An 18301-nucleotide genomic window follows, 5' to 3' on the forward strand; every position below is an offset into this window, starting at 1 on the left:
AGCAGGCAATTCAATTTAAATTAAGAGGCAATCGATTTGTTTTCACCAATGACCGCTTTTTCGAGCAGTTCTGCTACATCATACGTTTTAACATTTTCCTCAACCTCTTTTGCTTTCGTCCCATCGGATAGCATGGTCAGGCAATAAGGACATCCTGAACTGATCACTGTTGGACTGACGGCCAGAGCTTGTTCGGTACGGGCCACATTAATGCGATTTCCTGTTTCCTCTTCCATCCACATCAAACCGCCTCCTGCTCCACAGCACATACCCTTTTCACGGTTACGCTCCATTTCAATAAGTTTCACACCAGCAATGGATTGCAAGATTTCACGCGGCGGGCTGTAAACTTCATTGTACCTTCCCAAGTAACAGGAATCGTGGAATGTAATCGTCTCATTAACAGGATACTGAGGGACCAACCTGCCTTCACTGACAAGTTTGGCTAACAATTCAGTATGGTGATACACTTCAGCTTCCAAGCCAAAATCCGGATACTCATTCTTAAAGATATTGTATGCATGCGGATCGATCGTAACGATTTTCCTGATTTCATTCTTCTGGAATTCTTCTATATTTTTCATTGCAAGCTCCTGGAAAACAAACTCATTACCCAATCGACGCGGAGTATCCCCTGAGTTTTTCTCCTTATTTCCGAGAATTGCAAATTTAACGCCTGCTTCATTCAACAATTTAGCAAAGGAAAGGGCAATCTTCTGGCTCCGGTTATCATACGACCCCATTGAACCCACCCAAAATAAATACTCGAATTCTTCGTCTGCCTTTTTTAATTCCTTTACGGTTGGGATGCTGACATCTTCCCGAAGGCTTCGCCAATCTTCTCTCTCTTTACGATTCAGTCCCCACGGGTTCCCTTGACGCTCAATATTCGTCATGGCACGTTGCGCATCAGGATCAAGTCTGCCTTCCGTCAACACTAGATAACGGCGCATATCGATGATTTTGTCAACATGTTCATTCATTACCGGGCATTGATCTTCACAGTTCCGGCATGTGGTACAAGCCCAAAGTTCTTCTTCCGTAATGACTTCGCCAATCAGGCTCGGACTGTAAGCTTCTGTTGCTGCAGCTGATTCCTGCGCCCCCTGCGCGGCACCAGCCAAAGCGATCTTATTTCCTTTCGTATTCCCAAAAACAAAAGATGGCACCCATGGCTGCTTCGTAGTAACGGCAGCGCCTGTATTTGTTAAATGGTCACGCATCTTGATTATGATATCCATCGGTGACAGCATTTTACCGGTACCTGTAGCAGGGCACATATTCGTACAGCGCCCGCACTCCACACAGGCATAGAGGTCCACCATTTGATATTGCGTCAAGTCTTCGATATATTTGGCACCATAATATTGATTTCCTTCTTTGTCGAGAATCTCTTCTTCCAAATCTACCGGTTTCAATTTCCCGGGATTGTCCAGGCGATTCAGGAATACATTTATCGGACCGGCAATCAAGTGAGCGTGCTTAGATTGCGGGATATAAACAAGGAAAGATAATATGATCAGTAAATGCATCCACCAAGCTACATAAAAAACGACGGTTGCCGCTGTTGTCCCCATCCAGCCGAATAGGAAAGCGATGCTTGATGCGACTGGCTCTGACCAAGTTGCATCGTGTCCATGCCAGATCATTCCCATTCCATTTCCCAGCAATACGGTAATCATGATTCCGGTAATGAAGATGACAACCAGGCCTGCTTTGAAATCCCTTTTCAAGCGAACGAGCTTTTCGACATAACGACGGTATGCCGCCCATAGGATTGCAACAAGAACGGTAAGCGTCACAATTTCCTGGAAGAAAGTAAAGGCCGGATAAACAGGGCCAAACGGTAAATGCCACCCCGGTCTTAAGCCTTTAACGAAAAAGTCAAGTGCGCCAAATTGCACTAAGATGAAACCATAAAATAACAAGGCATGAATGATCCCGCTCTTTTTATCTTTAAAGAGCTTCTTCTGTCCAAATACATAAACCCCAATTTTAACAAGACGATCTTTCACACGGTTATCGAATTCCACTTTTTTGCCAAGTTTTATATAAGCTATACGAGTCTTTATCAAATAGACAAATAAACCGGCGGCGTAAGCGGTTACAAGCAGGAATGCAACTAAGTTGATCCACAGTAGGCCATTCATTTCCATGCAGTCTTTCCCCCTCTTTAGTAAATTGTAAAATGCCAGGAACCATTATGGGAAATTTGGCATTTTTCTGAAATTTGATTAACTCCATTATATAATGAATGAGCATTCAGTCAACTTTTTTCTTTCTAAATCAATTTAATTTTTCGGTTACTTGATTATATAATTCGACAATTCTGTGTATTACCCTTCTTCATTCTGAAAAAATGAGGACCCTTTCTCCGCTTTTTAATGGTTACTGACAGGGAATTAGAGCCAAACTAAATATAATCATTTAGGGGGGATTTTTTTTGAAGATAATCACTACGATTGCCTCTATATTTTTATTGATCTTCTCTTGGTGCTGGGTTGATCTTAAGGTAGGGCATAAGCGTTATTTGAAGCACGCAACCAACATTAAATATCCGCCTCGGAAAAGCGAAATGACTGTATTCACATCAGGGAAAATCCTGTTTGAAGATTATATTGAGGAAGTCAGGCAAGCTCAGGATTCCATCCATATCCTTTTTTATATAGTAAAAAATGATAAATTCAGTAAGGACTTTTTGAAGTTACTGCAGTCAAAAGCGGAAGCGGGCGTGGAAGTGCGGCTTTTAGTCGATTGGATAGGAAGTAAAAAGATGTCCCGTCAAACCATTCAGGAGCTGACTGAAAGCGGTGTTCATTTTTCTTTCAGCTTTAAACCAAAGCTCCCCTTCCTTTTCTATACAATACAAAAAAGAAACCACCGTAAGATTACGGTGATAGACGGAAAAATTGGCTATCTTGGCGGCTTTAATATCGGTAAGGAGTATATAAACCAGGGGGAGAAGCTGAACCCATGGAGAGATTACCATTTAAAAATGACCGGTGAGGGTGTAAAGGACCTTCAGGAAGTCTTTCTTTCGGATTGGTTCTATGATACAAATGAGGATTACAGAGGAGCACCTGCCTATTTCCCGACATTGACTCCCGGGACGCAGGCACATCAGGTTTTCGTCACGAATGGCAGTGATCTTGAACAGTCATTGACACACATGATTCGTCAAGCCACTAAGAAAATCATTATCGGGACTCCATACTTCATTCCCAGTGAAACTTTATTTCAAGAATTAAGGGAAGCACTTGCACGCAATGTTTCCGTTACGGTCATCGTACCTGAAATTTCAGACCACTCCCTTGTCAAGGAAGCTTCTTTTCCCTATTTCCGGGTACTAATAAAAGACGGGGCTGAAATCATGCAATTTCAAAGAGGGTTCTACCATTCTAAAGTGATACTGATCGATGATATAATGTGTGATATCGGTACGGCTAATTTTGATAAACGCAGTTGTTTTTTAAATAGTGAAATAAACTGCATCATATTTGACCGGACATTTATAAAAGATGTAGAAAAGGAATTGGCAGTGGACCTGGCCGAATCCAAGCCGCTAAACGGGGACGAGCTTTCCAGCATGAATGTAGTCCGTTCAGCAAAAGAATCGCTGGCTTCCCTCCTTTCTCCTTTTCTTTGACAACCTGTTGCTCAAGGAGAAAAAATATAATGAAAATTAGATTTGGATTCGTATCCAATGCCACCTGTTTATGGGAAGCTTCTCCGGCTAAGACACTTACTTTCAAGAGATATAGCACACTTGGCCCAGAAAAAGGAAAGGAAAAACTCCTAGATGTGACCAGGCAGAACATTGAAAATACCTTAAGAGTCCTTCAATATAACACGGCACACCAAATTGAAATATACCGGATGTCCAGTTCCATTGTTCCTTTAGCCACACACCCCGAAATAGAATGGGATTTCGTTACTCCTTTTAAAAAAGAGTGGAAACAGCTTGGCGATTGGGCCACTGCACACAAGATGAGGCTCAGCTTTCATCCAAATCAGTTTACGCTATTTACCAGCCCAAAACCCGAGATTACACAAAATGCCGTAAAAGATATGGAGTTCCATTATAAAATGCTTGATGCAATGGGCATAGCGGACACCTCTTTCATCAATATCCATGTCGGTGGAGCTTATGGTGATAAAGAGTCCGCCCTTGTAAGGGTTCATGACAACCTTAAATCGCTGCCTATGCACGTCAAGGAAAGAATGACTTTGGAGAATGATGATAAAACCTATACAGCATCTGAAACCCTGGGTGTATGTAAGAGGGAGGGCATCCCACTTGTATTCGATTACCACCATCATCTCGCAAACCTTTCAGATGAGCCGCTTAACGAGCTGCTTACCGAGGTGTTCACCACTTGGAGTCAGGCAGGGGCGGTACCAAAGATTCATATTTCCTCCCCAAAATCGGCAGGTGAATTTCGCTCACATGCAGATTATATCGATTTGGAGTTCATCATGCCCCTCTTTAAAGTGCTTAAGGATCTTGGACAGGACGTTGATTTCATGATCGAGGCCAAGATGAAGGACCGGGCGATGCTGCAGCTGATTGAAGATATAGCTAAGGTTCGTGGTGTAAAAAGGGTGAGCGGCGGTGCCGTCGAGTGTTAATTAACCTAAAAAAAAGCGGCTGTTTCGCAAGAAACAGCCGCTTTTTCCATTACATTTTTTCCGGTGCCGAAACCCCGATGATGGCCAATGCATTCTTTAAAGTAATTTGGACGGATTTGACCAGTCCTAGACGTGCCTTACTTCTTTCCATCTCTTCAACATCCAGAACCTTATCTGCATTATAGAAACTGTGGAATGTAGAAGCCAGGTCATATATATAATTCGTCATGCGGTGAGGCATCCTTTTTTCGGCTGCTTCCGCTATTGCCTGCGGGAATTCTCCTAATTTCTTCAAAAGTTCCACTTCTTTTTCAGTAGATAGGGCAGAGAAATCAGTTACTCCTTCATAGCTGATCCCTTGTTCCACACCTTGGCGCAAAATGCTGGAAATACGGGCGTGGGCATACTGTGCATAATAAACCGGGTTTTCATTGGATTGTGAGACCGCAAGATCCAAGTCGAAGTCCATATGAGTATCCGCACTTCTCATCGCAAAGAAATACCGTGTTGCATCCAGACCTACTTCATCAATAAGGTCACGCATCGTAACTGCTTTACCTGTACGCTTGCTCATCTTCATTTTCTCGCCATCCTTGTACAGGTGTACAAGCTGGATGATTTCGACTTCAAGCTGCTCGCGATTGTACCCTAATGCTTCGATAGCCGCTTTCATACGCGGGATATAGCCGTGGTGATCTGCACCCCAGATATTGATCAGTGTTTCAAAGCCGCGTTCCAATTTATTACGGTGATAAGCAATATCCGGTGTCAAATATGTGTAAGACCCATCCTGTTTAATAAGCACCCGGTCTTTATCATCGCCTAATTCCGTAGAGCGGAACCATGTAGCACCATCTTCCTCGTAAACATGGCCCCTTTCCCTCAACACTTTAAGTGCTTCATCAATTTTACCGTCTTGATAGAGGGATGTTTCGGAGTACCATACATCAAAACCGACACGGAAATTACCCAAGTCCGTTTTCAGTTTTTCCATTTCGTATTTCAAGCCGTACTCACGGAAAAATTCAAAACGTTCCTTCTCATCGGCATTTACATATTTATCCCCATATTCACTTGCAAGCGTCTTACCGATGCCAATGATATCTTCGCCATGATAACCGCCCTCAGGCATATCCTTTTCGAGGCCAAGTGCCTGGAAATAGCGGGCTTCTATGGAAATGGCCAAATTATTGATTTGGTTTCCTGCATCATTGATATAGTATTCACGTGAAACATCGTAACCTGCTTTAGAGAGGATATTACATAGCGTATCACCTACTGCTGCACCACGTGCATGACCAAGATGGAGATCACCGGTTGGATTCGCGGAAACGAACTCCACTTGGATTTTTTCCCCTTTTCCAAAGTCACTTTCCCCATATGCTTCATCCACTTTCAAAATGACCGGAACCAATTCTGTCAAATAGGCATTATTCATGTAGAAGTTGATGAAACCTGGTCCTGCAATTTCAATTTTTTCGATGGATGCTTTTGAGTTGTCAAAGTTTTCGATGATTGCCTCTGCTATCATCTTTGGTGCTTTCCTTGCAATCTTCGTTAATTGCATGGCCATATTCGTGGAATAATCTCCATGTGTCTTATCTCTTGGCAGCTCCAATACAACATTTGGAATCTGCTCTTCCGTTGCTAAACCAGCTTTAATGACTGCCGCTTTAATCTCTTCTTTCAGTTTTTCCTGTACCTCTTTTACTATATTCATTCGCTATGCTTCCTCCTTGTAGGAAATCGTCATCTCATATTGACCGGGTTCGCTTCCCTGCATATGTAACGTATATTTAAGGACGAGTTTCCCTTGTTTGGTCTGCTCATCCCATTGATGATGTATCTTCTTCGCTGTCGTCCGTAACCCTAACCTGCCATATATACTTTCGTAATGTCCATTTGTCGCTTCCTTCAGGCGGAAAAGCTGCCTCATTTTAATGGCACCATTTCTAAGCAGGATCGTTTCATCCAGTTTGTGCTTGATGGTCGTTTGTGTTTGACCGGCTTCATTTTCCTCTTTATATTGCAAATATAAATCTGCACCTTTATACATTTTTGTACCAAATGTGACCAGCTCATACGTTTCCGTTTCTGAGCCGTGCTTGATTTTTGTCTGTAAAGACACTTTAATCGCTTGCTTATCTATATCATGAAGAGTCAAAGCTACACTTCCTTCATCATGTCGTTCTTAACTTTATAAGTATAAATATTCTTCAAGGAAGTTTCAACTTGGAGCGGAAAATAAAGTGTAAATCAAAAAAAGTGAGGATAAACTGTCGAAATCATGTTGTTGCAATTCATTTGAATTTAACACAATAATGACTCATCGGGGCGGAATTATTCACATAGAGTCCATCAGATGTAAAATTCTTTTCCTGAATGGATAAAAAAAGACCATTCCCGCCAAAAAACAGGAACAGTCAAGTCAAGTCTTACATCCATTAACCTTTTTGAACCCAACCTAAAATCATTTCGCGAATCAGCTTGCTCGCAGTGTTCGCAGTTTGCTCGGATGGATCATAAATCGGTGCCACTTCTACTAAATCGCAGCCGACTACATTAATTTCAGACCGTGCTATCTCATGAATCGAAGCTAAAAGCTCTTTGGAGGTGATGCCTCCACAATCTACGGTGCCTGTTCCCGGCGCGTGCGCAGGATCAAGAACATCGATGTCGATCGTCACATATACAGGACGGCCAGCTAACTGCGGCAGTACTTCTTTCAAAGGTTCAAGAACTTCAAATTTAGAGATGTGCATGCCATTTTCTTTTGCCCATTGGAATTCTTCCTTCAAACCGGAACGAATGCCGAAAGAGTATACATTTTTCGGGCCGATAAGTTCTGCGGATTTACGGATGATGGACGCATGGGAAAGCGGCTCTCCTTCATAATCCTCACGTAAATCTGTATGGGCATCCATATGGATGATGGCCATATCGGGATACTTTTTGAACATGGCTTTGATGACAGGCCATGTTACAAGATGTTCCCCTCCCATACCTATTGGGAACTTACCTGCATCCAACAAGCTGTCGACATATTTTTCAATCATATCGATACTGCGCTGCGGATTGCCGAATGGTAATGGTATATCCCCGGCATCAAAGAATTTAACTTCTTCTAATTCACGATCTAAATACGGGCTGTACTCTTCCAAACCAATCGAAACTTCACGAATTCGGGTAGGGCCGAAGCGGGAACCCGGACGGAAGCTTACCGTCCAGTCCATCGGCATGCCGTATAGCACAGCTTCCGATTCCTCAAAAACAGGATGGCTTTTAATGAATACATTGCCTGAATAGGCTTCATCGAATTTCATGGTCCATGCCTCCCTTATTTCACTAAATCTTGAACGAATTTAGGCAGAACGAAAGCTGCTTTATGAAGTTCTTTTGTATAATATTTCGTTTCTAATTCATGGAAACGATCTTCAGTCACTTCTAATGGATTATATTTTTTCGATCCGATCGTGAACGCCCAAAGGCCGCTTGGGTACGTCGGGATATTCGCTAAATACAAGCTGGTGATTGGAAATATTTCTTTTACATCACGTTGTACATCACGAATTAAGTCCGCTTTAAACCAAGGATTGTCGGATTGTGCCACAAAAATCCCGTCTTCTTTCAAAGCCTTGGAAATCCCGGCATAAAAACCTTTAGTGAATAAATTGACAGCAGGTCCGACTGGTTCAGTCGAGTCAACCATGATCACGTCATATTCATTTTCACTTTTGGCGATGTGCATGAAGCCATCCCCAACTTGTACGTCTACACGCGGATCTTCAAGCATGCCTGCGATTTCAGGCAGGAATTTCTTTGAGTATTCGATAACTTTCCCATCGATATCCACCAATGTAGCTTTTTTTACGCTTGGGTGTTTTAGGATTTCACGGATAACTCCTCCGTCCCCTCCTCCTACAACCAAAACGTTTTCTGGATTAGGATGGGTAAATAAAGGAACATGGGCTACCATTTCATGGTACACGAATTCATCACGCTGTGAAGTCATTACCATGTCATCCAGCAACAGCATATTGCCCCACTCTTCCGTTTCAATCATATCCAGCTTTTGAAACTCAGTTTGCTCCGTATGTAAAGTACGATTCACTTTCATCGTAATACCAAAATTCTCTGTTTGTTTTTCAGTAAACCAAATGCTCATTTATTAACGCTCCTTTTCCATTTCATATTGTCAGTCACCTTATAGGTTCCCCAAAATCGGTATAGTCATTAGCTAGAAAAATTATAGACGAATCTAGCAGAATTGCAAGATAAATTTCTTAAATGCAGTTCTTATGTTTAAAATTTTCTTTTTTTTACATAATAGTAATAGATACTAGATTCTTACGTGATAAGAGAGGTGAAAGCAATGGAATTGATTCCAAGCGAACGATTTAAAAGGACAACTAAATATGTACGGGCCTTCATTATCCTTGCCACAATCGGGCTCACAATACTCTTTGTATTGCTTCTCTCTTTACTGATTTATGCAAAAATATTAGGTCCGCCTCCTTTGGTCGTGCCGCAGTCCACTCTCTATTATAGCGATAATGGAAATGTGATCGGTGAAACCGATAATGGCCAGAAACGTTATTGGGCCGGAATGGAGTTGATTTCACCAGAGCTCATCAAAGCGACTGTAGCCGTTGAGGACCGTCAATTTTACACACATAATGGATTTGATATAAAGCGGATCGGCGGAGCCATCCTTGCTGATATTAAGGCAATGTCCAAAGTCCAGGGTGCGAGCACCATTACCCAGCAGTATGCCAGGAACCTGTTTCTTGGGCATGACAAAACGTGGTCGCGTAAATTTAATGAGGCCTTTTATACGATACGTTTAGAAATGAACTACTCCAAAAAGGAAATTCTAGAAGGCTATTTAAATACGATTTATTATGGCCATGGTGCCTATGGAGCTCAAGCTGCAAGCCAATATTACTTTGGCAAGGATGCCAAGGATTTGACCCTTCCTGAAGCTAGCATGCTGGCCGGAATACCAAAAGGGCCGTCAAACTATTCTCCATTGGATAACTTTGAAAAAGCCAAATCAAGGCAGAGAATCGTCCTGCAAGCCATGAAAAGCAAGAACTATGTTTCAGGAAAGGATATCACGGAAGCGCTGCGAACATCCCTTACATTAAAGGGAGAACACGGAACGGTCACCAAGAAGACCGCTCCCTATTTCCAGGATGCCGTCAAGCAGGCTTTAAAAACTCAGCTTCATTTAGATGACAGGACGATCGAGCTTGGCGGGCTTAAGGTCTATACAACACTGGACGAAACCCAGCAGGACGCTGCCGAAGAAGTTCTTTCCAATACCATACCCAAGTCTTCAGGCATTCAAGCCTCGATAGTGGCAATGGATCCGGATACCGGGGAGGTCCGTGCGCTGGTCGGAGGGAAAGATTACTCCGAGTCGCCATTCAATCGGGCAACACAGGCCGTTCGCCAGCCTGGTTCAACCATGAAGCCCTTGCTATACTATTCAGCTCTGGAGAATGGTTTCACACCGTCCACCACCTTAAAAAGCGAGACAACTACATTTTCTTTCGATGATGGTCACTCATCTTACACACCGCATAATTACAACCATCAATATGCGGAGGGCGAAATCACGATGGCTCAGGCCATTGCTCTTTCCGATAATATCTTCGCCGTAAAAACGCACTTGTTCCTTGGGGAACAGACATTGGTCGATACCGCGCACCGTTTCGGCATCACGGCAAAGATGGATGCGGTTCCTTCCCTGGCACTCGGTACGTCAGGTGTAAGGGCGATTGAAATGGTGAACGCATACAGCATTCTGGCTAACGGCGGCAAGAAGGTTGAACCCGTGTTTATCAAAAAGGTTGAAAATCAAAAAGGTGAAGTGATTTTTGATGAAAATGATAAACCGGAACAGATTTTGGATGAGGATAAGGCATTTGTCATGACCCAGATGCTTACAGGGGTTTTCGATGAAACCTTAAATGGCTATACGAAAGTGACCGGCAGCACCATCAGTTCCCAGCTGTCCCGCCCATATGCCGGCAAATCAGGCTCCACTCCGACTGATAGCTGGATGATCGGTTACACACCGGAGCTTGTAGCAGGGGTATGGACTGGATATGATCAAGGTAAAAAAATCGAGATCCCTGCTGAAAAAGGCTATGCAAAGAAAATTTGGGCTTCCTATATGGAAAGGGGCCTGCAAGGAAAACCGGCAAAATCGTTTAAGGAAACCAAAAACGTAATCGGGGTAAACGTGAACCCCGTTAGCGGAAAATTGGCCACAAAGGACTGTCCTGCATCAAGATTGACTTATTATGTTAAAGGGACCGAACCAGTCGAATACTGTGCCGAGCACTTTAAGGGCGAGAATCCGAAACATGCCCCAAAAGAAGAAGAACATAAAAAGGCCCCATGGTACAAAAAAGTCTTAAAACCTTGGGGATAACGAAAAACCCCCGAAGCCGGCATCGGCTTCGGGGGTTTTTCTGTCCTAGTTCCACAGTGACTAAACTGCTGTCTTTAAGTTTACTGATTTTATCGCTTTCCTACAAGTGCATTTTTCACTAAACTTAACATTTCACCCATTAATCGAGTTTCAAACCGTCAATGACTCCTTCAGCAGATCTGAAGAACGCTCCCACATTCCTGCATCATGATTTTTCAGGAAGTCTGCAAGCACAAGCTTTGATTTATCGTCCATGTCCTCGACGATGATTTTTCTCTTTAGCGATTTATCCATCCGGTTAACATGCTCCGGGAGCGATTTGTAACCGCGTCTAATTGACCTGTCAACCATCATTTCACATGCTGTCACACCTGCATAGTGCGGGCCATTTTGAGTGGCTTCAATGGTCACCCAAACAAGCCAGTAAGGTTTGGCATTCGGGACCTCCTCTTTAGTCTTTAAAAACTTGATCCCTTTTTCCACTGCACTTCTTGCATGCATCGCGCCGATATCGACCTCTGCTTCACCTGCATCCACATCGATGATGACCGGGGAAATATTATCGAGCGTTAATACCCCTGCTCCATATCCGCCATGACCTTCTGTTGGGTCGTTTTTTATAATATTGAAGCCTACCTTTTTCTTTGGTTGTTCATCCATGCTTATATCCCCCTTAATGGTTTGTCATTTCCTATCGTTTAAAAAAGCAAAAGTGTAAAGAACCGACTCAGGACGTCGCCTACCAATGGTACAACATTGTTCAAAATCGGGCCAATTGTATACTTGCTCAGCGGTGTGATGATCAGAATCAAAAAAATCAGTGAGCCATATTGTTCATACTGGGTCATTTTTGCCCGCAAGTCAGCTGAAACAAGATCCTGTACGATCCTATAACCATCGAGCGGCGGCAGCGGTAACAGATTAAATACAAACAAAAGGATATTCAAGTTGATGAGCACCTCGAAGAATGGCTGAACGAATAATGGTAAATCAGGTCCAACGCCTGCTGCAAGCAATCCATAAAATATTAAAAACCCTAAAATTGCAACAAGCAAATTACTGAACGGACCGGCAAAAGAGACGAGCACCCCTGCCAATTTTGGATTCTTAAAATGAAAACGATTAACCGGTACGGGTCTCGCCCAACCAAATCCGGCTATCAATATCAACAGAGTTCCGATTGGATCCAAATGCGAAATCGGATTCAATGTGACTCTTCCTTCATTCTTTGCAGTCGGGTCACCGAACTTATAGGCCACATAGGCATGGGAAAATTCATGAACCGTAAATGCGATTAACAGTGACACAATGACATATGGAAGCTGTTCCAAAGGATAAGCCAAAAACCTTCCTATTTGATCAAAGAATTCCATCGATAGCTTCTCCCCCATTGTTTATTACCGTTAGTATACATCAAAAGAGCAAGAAGTGAAAAAACTCTGACTTCCGTGTCTTGCATTTCTTTTCCCATTGTGAAACACTACAAGATAAGAGAGGAAGGGGGGAAAAATAGATGCCATATGTAACAGTCAAAATGCTTGAAGGCCGTACAGACGAACAAAAAAAGGCTTTAGTCGAAAAGGTGACTGCAGCCGTTACGGAAACAACTGGAGCACCAGCTGAAGCCGTGACGATTTTCATTGAAGAAATGTCAAAAAATCATTTAGCAGTAGCCGGTGTCCGTAAAAGCGATTTATAAGTTTTACATAATGGGGAAAAGCTAAGCCATCAATTCGGCTTAGCTTTTGTTTTTAGCTGCTCAATATATTCATATGCCTCATCAATTTCTTCAAGCGTATATTTTTGTTTGCTTTTCAGCGTGAAAATTTTCTCGGTGACTTCCTCTTTTTCAAGCGTGTCGAAGTATAATACCGTTGAAACCAGCTCCAAAAACCTGGCATTCTGTTCGTTCATATCCTGTAAGCATGCCTCAAGAGCAGGCATCTCCACTTCCTGGATGGATAGGAAATCCCGGCCTGCATCCGTTATCGAATAACAATATTGATAATAGCCTGCTTTTTTTTCCCTTACTTCATTCAAGTAGCCCATTTCGCAGAGCTCTTCAATCCGTAAGGTCAACTCCTCCGAATATGGTCCGTAAAAGTGAAACTGAAACTTTTCATGAAATGGGAAGGACAGCTTCTTCGCGATATAAACGATCTTTTGTAATTTTTTCCGACCCGAGATTTCACCGGCAGTAGAAATTGCATTGATAATGTTTGCATGATCCTTAAACAAGGCTCGTCACTCCTCACCAAAAATGTACCACTTTAATCCGATAGCTCCAAAAGCTTACGAATCTGTTTTTTTATATTTTTCTTCGTAGATTCATCACGCAATAAATCCGCTGGGTAATACAACTTATGATCCGTTCTTCTTTTCCCTGAAATTGCATCGACAATTTCGGATTCACGCGATAATTCACGAATTTCGCCATTATTTTTCAGCAAGTGAATCGGCAATCTCTCCTCTTCCTCACCTGGCCGGTAAAAGTCATACGGCAGATCTGATGAAGAATCGACGACGAGATAATAATCCGGATCAATGCCCGCCTTCTTGAATAGCGTCCTTAACTCCATCAACCTGTTCATTTGACTGTTCGATGGATGGAATTCCACATATTTAAATAGTTTACGGTTAACGAAGCGAGTGCATAAATCTTTTAAAATCGCATCGTTTTCGTCTTCCCATGCTTCGAAATAATAGAGCATCACCGATTCATCCATTTTCAAGTAGTCCGTTAAAGTCACTTCTCCCCTGAACAATGAATAAAAATGGTTTGGTTCTTGTGCAAACTCATAACCGGATTCATATAAATGTTTCGCTCTATGTAGAATCTTGGTAAGTATGACCTCCGCACTTCTCGTAACTGGATGGAAATAAACCTGCCAATACATTTGGTATCGACTCATGATATAATCCTCAACCGCATGCATCCCGCTTTGTTTTATGACGGCATGTTCTTCCCTTGGCCTCATTACACGCAAAAGCCTTTCCATATCGAAATGTCCATAACTCACGCCAGTGAAGTAAGCATCACGCTGTAAATAGTCCATTCTATCAGCATCGATCTGACTTGAAATCAGGCTGACTACTAATTTGCCTTTATAGGTTTTCGCTATGACTTCTGCCACTTTTTTAGGAAAATCACGTCCAACCCTAAGGAGGATCCTATTAACTTCCGTATCGCCGAGGATTATCTGCCTCGTGAATTGCTCATGATCCAGGTCAAACACTTTTTCAAAAGAATGAGAGAAAGGACCATGACCCAAATCATGCAGAAGTGCTGCGCACAAGGATAGTAACCGTTCCTCAGGTTTCCATTCGGGTCTGCCCTCGAAAACATCATCCACGATTCTCCGAACAATCTCGTATACTCCAAGCGAATGGCTAAGCCGACTATGTTCCGCACCATGAAAGGTTAAATAAGTCGTTCCCAGCTGTTTGATCCTTCTAAGACGCTGAAATTCCTTCGTCCCTATTAAATCCCATATAACCCGGTCGCGAACATGTATATATCGGTGCACCGGGTCCTTGAATACTTTTTCTTCTTGTAATTTTTCACCGGAATATTCCATGAACTACCCTCTTTTTCGTAATCTCGATGCACTCATTATAGCGTGTTTTGACAAAAAACCCTAACTTCCACCTTGCTAGTAAGAGGGGTCATTTTGTAAGAAAACGGAAGTTTCAGTCCGATTTTGTCTTGAAATTAAAGAAATAAAAAATCACCGCAGTGTGTCGAATCTGGGTGATGATTACTTGTTTCATTTATCATAAGCAAACAATCCACTCTAACTATATATCATGGATCCTACTTTAGTTTTTTATTGATTTTATCTAGTAACTCGTCTTCTGTCGGTGCAGCAACTGGACGGTTATTGACAAAGGCAAAAGACTTCTTTCTGCCAGGACCGCAATAGGATTGACAGCCCACTTCAATTTTCGCGTCGGGATCAAGCTTTTCAAGACGCGGGATCAACGTTTTAATGTTTACCGCCAAGCAGTCATCGCACACTCTGAATTCATTGGACATCCTCCGGTCACCATCCTTTCCATGACAAACTATTTTCATCCATTTATACGACTAAAGGGTATTTTACCGTTTCTACTTATGAATATCAAGAGGGCTGGATGATGTGAAAAGCATGTAAATAATCAAAAAACTAGTATCCTTTTAACCTTTTTGTATAAAAAATCCATATTTTGTCCAAAATGCTAGTAGAACACTCCATAAATCACTGCCACACGATATTTTATATAGTTATTTATTTTAAAAATTACCAGAAAGGGAGTATGTAGAAATGAAGGTTCGTCAAGACGCCTGGACAGAAGAAGATGATTTGCTTTTGGCAGAAACGGTATTGCGCCATGTGCGGGAAGGCAGCACTCAGCTCAATGCTTTTGAAGAGGTAGGAGATAAGTTGAATCGCACCTCTGCAGCATGCGGATTCCGCTGGAATGCAGTTGTCCGCCATAATTATGATAAAGCGCTTTCCCTTGCCAAGAAACAGCGTAAGCAGCGGCAAAGGATCCTTGGAAAAGATCAAGGAGGAAAAAAACGACTTCTTTATACACCGCCGTCCCCAACGATTTCCGACATAATGGTTCCCCATGTACAAGAAGAGGAACTAGAGTTGAAATCCGAAGTCGATATTACCAATTATGAAACAGCAGAGGAATTCGTTGTGGCAGAAGCCCTCGCTCCTAAGACACAGCACACACCAGTAACCTTGGAAACGGCCATGAGCCTCGATACCGTCATCGCCTATTTGGAATCTATGAACGGCCGCATGCTCCAAGCCGAAGTATTAAAAACCGAAAATGAAAGATTGAAGCTTGAAATTAAAGGGCTGAAAAAGCGAAATGAAGAATTGGAGAATAAAATCAGCCACCTAGAGCAAAACAGCGGCTTGATGCAGGAAGATTATGAAACTTTGATGAATATCATGAATCGAGCAAGAAAGCTGGTATTGTTAGAGGAAGAGGAACGTCCGGCAACTAAATTCAAGATGGACCGGAATGGCAATTTGGAAAAAATGGCCGAGTAATAAGATAATGTGGGGATAAGTTACATAGATCAACCACATGATAAAGGCCGTTTCACCCATGTTTATCCGAAAAAGGGAGCCAATAAGGCTCTTTTTTTCATTGTTTCAAGAAAGAAGGAATAATATCTCCCTGGACGCCGCTGCCTATCATCCAGTCCTTTTACAGTTTCAGTGAATGCTAAAGTCGTATTAAATGAACGAAGCCGTTCCTGACTTAATGGAACGGCTTCGTTCATTTCAATCCTTTAATGCATCAAATACTTTATCATTGCGTTCCACCACTCTTGTCAAGTATGCCTCATACATCGGCCATTCCTGAACGGAAAGAGTGTCAGAGAATATCCTTTCGCTATGTTCCTTCAATACATGCAGGAATCTGAGCATCACGTCCTGAACACTCAATTGCACACCCAACAATTCAGTTAGGGACGCCATCACCGAAGGGACGATATCAGGATAAACGAATTTGGTTTCTGCATTTCCTTTAGCTGCATCATAAAAACCCTTCACGAGACTGGCACGTTCAGCTCCGCTTCCATTGACACACAAATAGATTTGCACCGCTACGCCATTGCGGATCCTACGTTGGGAAATACCGGCAAATTTTTGCCCATTTATACTTAAATCATAACTTCCAGGACAATAGGAACCGACGATTTCCCTTGCTTCCATCGTGACTGGGAAATCGGAAAACATCAATTGGACAAGCTCCCACATCGCATCATATCCACGATTGATTTCAATTTTCCGCTCGTTTTCAGGAAAAATGAGCGACAAATTAAGGACACCCTCATCCAGCACGACTGCCAGCCCTCCGGAATTCCTCACGATGGCCTGAAAGCCATGTTCTTCTAAATGATCCAAACCCTTTTTAAGAAAAGGCAACTTCGTATCCTGTATACCCATGACGATGGTTCGGTGGTGTACCCACGCTCTGGCTACGGCCGCTGATTCACCTGACCCTACGGAAGCACAAAATGTATCATCCATCGCAAAGGACTCCAGAGCAGGAAACTGAGGTCCGACGGAAGATTGATCAATAATCCTCCACTCTTGCTGCATTAATAATGAATCTATTTCACCCATACGAATCTCCCTCTAACATTTAATCCTCAAGCTGCCTATTGATACTGCGCCACAAACCCCTGTGCCGCTGTAATGACAGCCAGTTTATATACATCCTCTTCACTGCATCCTCTCGAAAGGTCATTCACCGGACGATTCAGGCCCTGAAGGATCGGACCGACCGCTTCGAAGCCGCCCAAGCGCTGTACCATCTTATAGCTGATGTTCCCTGCTTCGAGACTTGGAAAAATAAAAACATTCGCATCCCCCTGAATAAGGGAATCCGGTGCTTTTTTTCTTGCTACCGAAGGAACGAAGGCCGCGTCAAACTGAAATTCCCCATCAAGGATGATTTCAGGGTCCATTTCTTTTGCCAAATCGACAGCATCAACCACTTTTAAGGTCTCGGGGGATGTTGCGGATCCCTTCGTCGAAAAGCTCAGCATCGCCACACGCGGTTCGATATCGAACATTAGTGCAGTCTTCGCACTTTCTATAGCAATTTCAGCCAGGTCCTGGGAATCGGGGTTTATATTGATGGCACAATCCGCGAACACATATTTTTCTTCATCCCGGACCATGATGAATACTCCCGATGTTTTTTGGACGCCTGGCTTTGTTTTAATGATCCTTAGGGCGGGCCGAACCGTATCGGCAGTCGAATGAGTTGCGCCGCTGACCATTCCATGTGCCAGTTTCATTTGGACGAGCATGGTTCCGAAATAGTTCTCATCCATTAAGATTTCACGTGCTTGTACATCGGTCGCTTTACCATCACGGACCTTAACGAATGCTTCTACCATTTCATCCATCATGATATAATTCTTCGGATCATATATTTCGATTGCATCAAGGGAGACCTTTAAATCTTTTGCCTTCTCTTGAATCAACCCGATATCCCCAATCAATACAGGTGTCACCAGTTTAGCTTTGGAAAGCCTGCCTGCCGCTCCCAAAATCCGTTCATCCAACCCTTCTGGAAAAACGATCTTTAAATTATGCCCCATAATTTTCGATTCCAATATTTCAAATAAATCACTCATTGGCTATTCCTCCTTTTTAGATACGTTTCCCCCATTTTTTTTATATTTAACCATTCGATGAAAATCCATTG

18 protein-coding genes are annotated in these 18301 nt (G+C 42.8%); 5 read left to right on the forward strand and 13 right to left on the reverse strand.

Annotated elements, in window-relative coordinates:
• Nucleotides 1-20 precede the first annotated feature (20 nt).
• Nucleotides 21-2150, reverse strand: coding sequence for a heterodisulfide reductase-related iron-sulfur binding cluster (locus ACWF5P_RS05870; protein ID WP_452444718.1), 2130 nt, complete (start codon nt 2148-2150; stop codon nt 21-23).
• A gap of 293 nt (nt 2151-2443) precedes the next feature.
• On the opposite strand from ACWF5P_RS05870, the gene cls reads away from it, so the two are divergent.
• Complete coding sequence (gene cls / locus ACWF5P_RS05875; RefSeq protein ID WP_434168157.1) at nt 2444-3646, forward strand: cardiolipin synthase; 1203 nt, start codon at nt 2444-2446, stop codon at nt 3644-3646.
• A 29-nt stretch (nt 3647-3675) separates the two neighbouring features.
• On the forward strand, nt 3676-4629 hold the full coding sequence (uvsE, locus tag ACWF5P_RS05880) for a UV DNA damage repair endonuclease UvsE (protein ID WP_101223862.1): 954 nt from the start codon (nt 3676-3678) through the stop codon (nt 4627-4629).
• Between the two features lie 49 nt (nt 4630-4678).
• On the opposite strand, the gene argS is transcribed toward uvsE, so the two are convergent.
• The 4 genes from argS to speE all read right to left on the reverse strand — a co-directional run bounded on the left by argS (nt 4679) and on the right by speE (nt 8794).
• Entirely contained in the window at nt 4679-6349 is a 1671-nt protein-coding gene (gene argS / locus ACWF5P_RS05885; RefSeq protein WP_101223863.1) for an arginine--tRNA ligase, read from the reverse strand.
• Nucleotides 6350-6352: 3 nt separating this feature from the next.
• Complete coding sequence (locus ACWF5P_RS05890) at nt 6353-6793, reverse strand: DUF1934 domain-containing protein (RefSeq protein ID WP_434168158.1); 441 nt, start codon at nt 6791-6793, stop codon at nt 6353-6355.
• 280 nt (nt 6794-7073) lie between these two features.
• Nucleotides 7074-7952, reverse strand: a complete 879-nt coding sequence (speB, locus tag ACWF5P_RS05895; protein WP_101223865.1) for an agmatinase — start codon at nt 7950-7952, stop codon at nt 7074-7076.
• 14 nt (nt 7953-7966) lie between these two features.
• Nucleotides 7967-8794: a spermidine synthase gene (gene speE / locus ACWF5P_RS05900; protein ID WP_101223866.1), complete on the reverse strand. Its 828-nt coding sequence runs from the start codon at nt 8792-8794 to the stop codon at nt 7967-7969.
• 207 nt (nt 8795-9001) lie between these two features.
• Between speE and ACWF5P_RS05905 the strand changes: the two genes are divergently transcribed.
• A complete protein-coding gene (locus ACWF5P_RS05905; RefSeq protein ID WP_434168159.1) occupies nt 9002-11071 on the forward strand; it encodes a PBP1A family penicillin-binding protein in 2070 nt (689 codons plus the stop codon).
• A gap of 150 nt (nt 11072-11221) precedes the next feature.
• Here ACWF5P_RS05905 and ACWF5P_RS05910 read toward each other — a convergent pair whose 3' ends face one another.
• Both ACWF5P_RS05910 and ACWF5P_RS05915 read right to left on the reverse strand, forming a co-directional pair.
• The gene (locus ACWF5P_RS05910; RefSeq protein WP_434168160.1) at nt 11222-11731 is read right to left on the reverse strand and encodes a YwhD family protein; all 510 of its coding nucleotides are present in this window, start codon (nt 11729-11731) and stop codon (nt 11222-11224) included.
• 38 nt (nt 11732-11769) lie between these two features.
• A complete protein-coding gene (locus tag ACWF5P_RS05915; RefSeq protein ID WP_434168161.1) occupies nt 11770-12444 on the reverse strand; it encodes a site-2 protease family protein in 675 nt (224 codons plus the stop codon).
• A 140-nt stretch (nt 12445-12584) separates the two neighbouring features.
• On the opposite strand from ACWF5P_RS05915, the gene ACWF5P_RS05920 reads away from it, so the two are divergent.
• On the forward strand, nt 12585-12770 hold the full coding sequence (locus ACWF5P_RS05920; protein ID WP_034315897.1) for a 2-hydroxymuconate tautomerase: 186 nt from the start codon (nt 12585-12587) through the stop codon (nt 12768-12770).
• Between the two features lie 29 nt (nt 12771-12799).
• Here the strand turns inward: ACWF5P_RS05920 and ACWF5P_RS05925 are convergent, their stop codons facing one another.
• The 3 genes from ACWF5P_RS05925 to ACWF5P_RS05935 all read right to left on the reverse strand — a co-directional run bounded on the left by ACWF5P_RS05925 (nt 12800) and on the right by ACWF5P_RS05935 (nt 15107).
• On the reverse strand, nt 12800-13309 hold the full coding sequence (locus ACWF5P_RS05925; RefSeq protein ID WP_098185024.1) for a YwgA family protein: 510 nt from the start codon (nt 13307-13309) through the stop codon (nt 12800-12802).
• A 32-nt stretch (nt 13310-13341) separates the two neighbouring features.
• Nucleotides 13342-14649, reverse strand: a complete 1308-nt coding sequence (locus tag ACWF5P_RS05930; RefSeq protein ID WP_434168162.1) for an HD domain-containing protein — start codon at nt 14647-14649, stop codon at nt 13342-13344.
• Between the two features lie 236 nt (nt 14650-14885).
• A complete protein-coding gene (locus ACWF5P_RS05935; RefSeq protein ID WP_048683566.1) occupies nt 14886-15107 on the reverse strand; it encodes a DUF1450 domain-containing protein in 222 nt (73 codons plus the stop codon).
• Between the two features lie 268 nt (nt 15108-15375).
• Here ACWF5P_RS05935 and ACWF5P_RS05940 point away from each other — a divergent pair, with 268 nt between their 5' ends.
• Nucleotides 15376-16122: an RsfA family transcriptional regulator gene (locus ACWF5P_RS05940; RefSeq protein ID WP_101223870.1), complete on the forward strand. Its 747-nt coding sequence runs from the start codon at nt 15376-15378 to the stop codon at nt 16120-16122.
• A 62-nt stretch (nt 16123-16184) separates the two neighbouring features.
• Here the strand turns inward: ACWF5P_RS05940 and ACWF5P_RS05945 are convergent, their stop codons facing one another.
• The 3 genes from ACWF5P_RS05945 to pta are packed head-to-tail and all read right to left on the reverse strand — an operon-like array spanning nt 16185 to nt 18230.
• Nucleotides 16185-16358 (reverse strand): hypothetical protein, encoded by a 174-nt coding sequence (locus tag ACWF5P_RS05945; RefSeq protein WP_434168163.1) that lies wholly within the window; start codon nt 16356-16358, stop codon nt 16185-16187.
• A 1-nt stretch (nt 16359) separates the two neighbouring features.
• The gene (locus tag ACWF5P_RS05950; protein ID WP_101223871.1) at nt 16360-17208 is read right to left on the reverse strand and encodes a lipoate--protein ligase family protein; all 849 of its coding nucleotides are present in this window, start codon (nt 17206-17208) and stop codon (nt 16360-16362) included.
• Nucleotides 17209-17243: 35 nt separating this feature from the next.
• On the reverse strand, nt 17244-18230 hold the full coding sequence (gene pta, locus ACWF5P_RS05955; protein ID WP_434168164.1) for a phosphate acetyltransferase: 987 nt from the start codon (nt 18228-18230) through the stop codon (nt 17244-17246).
• Between the last annotated feature and the right edge of the window lie 71 nt (nt 18231-18301).

Source organism: Peribacillus sp. NPDC055009, from assembly GCF_053608705.1.

Excerpts from the sequence above, each read along its gene's own strand:
- ACWF5P_RS05920 (WP_034315897.1), top strand. The coding sequence starts at position 12,585 with ATGCCATATGTAACAGTCAAAATGCTTGAAGGCCGTACAGACGAACAA.
- ACWF5P_RS05930 (WP_434168162.1), bottom strand. The coding sequence starts at position 14,649 with ATGGAATATTCCGGTGAAAAATTACAAGAAGAAAAAGTATTCAAGGAC.
- ACWF5P_RS05940 (WP_101223870.1), top strand. The coding sequence starts at position 15,376 with ATGAAGGTTCGTCAAGACGCCTGGACAGAAGAAGATGATTTGCTTTTG.
- pta (WP_434168164.1), bottom strand. The coding sequence starts at position 18,230 with ATGAGTGATTTATTTGAAATATTGGAATCGAAAATTATGGGGCATAAT.
- ACWF5P_RS05945 (WP_434168163.1), bottom strand. The coding sequence starts at position 16,358 with ATGAACGAAGCCGTTCCATTAAGTCAGGAACGGCTTCGTTCATTTAAT.
- ACWF5P_RS05915 (WP_434168161.1), bottom strand. The coding sequence starts at position 12,444 with ATGGAATTCTTTGATCAAATAGGAAGGTTTTTGGCTTATCCTTTGGAA.
- ACWF5P_RS05870 (WP_452444718.1), bottom strand. The coding sequence starts at position 2,150 with ATGAATGGCCTACTGTGGATCAACTTAGTTGCATTCCTGCTTGTAACC.
- speE (WP_101223866.1), bottom strand. The coding sequence starts at position 8,794 with ATGAGCATTTGGTTTACTGAAAAACAAACAGAGAATTTTGGTATTACG.
- ACWF5P_RS05910 (WP_434168160.1), bottom strand. The coding sequence starts at position 11,731 with ATGGATGAACAACCAAAGAAAAAGGTAGGCTTCAATATTATAAAAAAC.
- argS (WP_101223863.1), bottom strand. The coding sequence starts at position 6,349 with ATGAATATAGTAAAAGAGGTACAGGAAAAACTGAAAGAAGAGATTAAA.
- ACWF5P_RS05905 (WP_434168159.1), top strand. The coding sequence starts at position 9,002 with ATGGAATTGATTCCAAGCGAACGATTTAAAAGGACAACTAAATATGTA.
- ACWF5P_RS05950 (WP_101223871.1), bottom strand. The coding sequence starts at position 17,208 with ATGGGTGAAATAGATTCATTATTAATGCAGCAAGAGTGGAGGATTATT.
- ACWF5P_RS05935 (WP_048683566.1), bottom strand. The coding sequence starts at position 15,107 with ATGTCCAATGAATTCAGAGTGTGCGATGACTGCTTGGCGGTAAACATT.
- uvsE (WP_101223862.1), top strand. The coding sequence starts at position 3,676 with ATGAAAATTAGATTTGGATTCGTATCCAATGCCACCTGTTTATGGGAA.
- speB (WP_101223865.1), bottom strand. The coding sequence starts at position 7,952 with ATGAAATTCGATGAAGCCTATTCAGGCAATGTATTCATTAAAAGCCAT.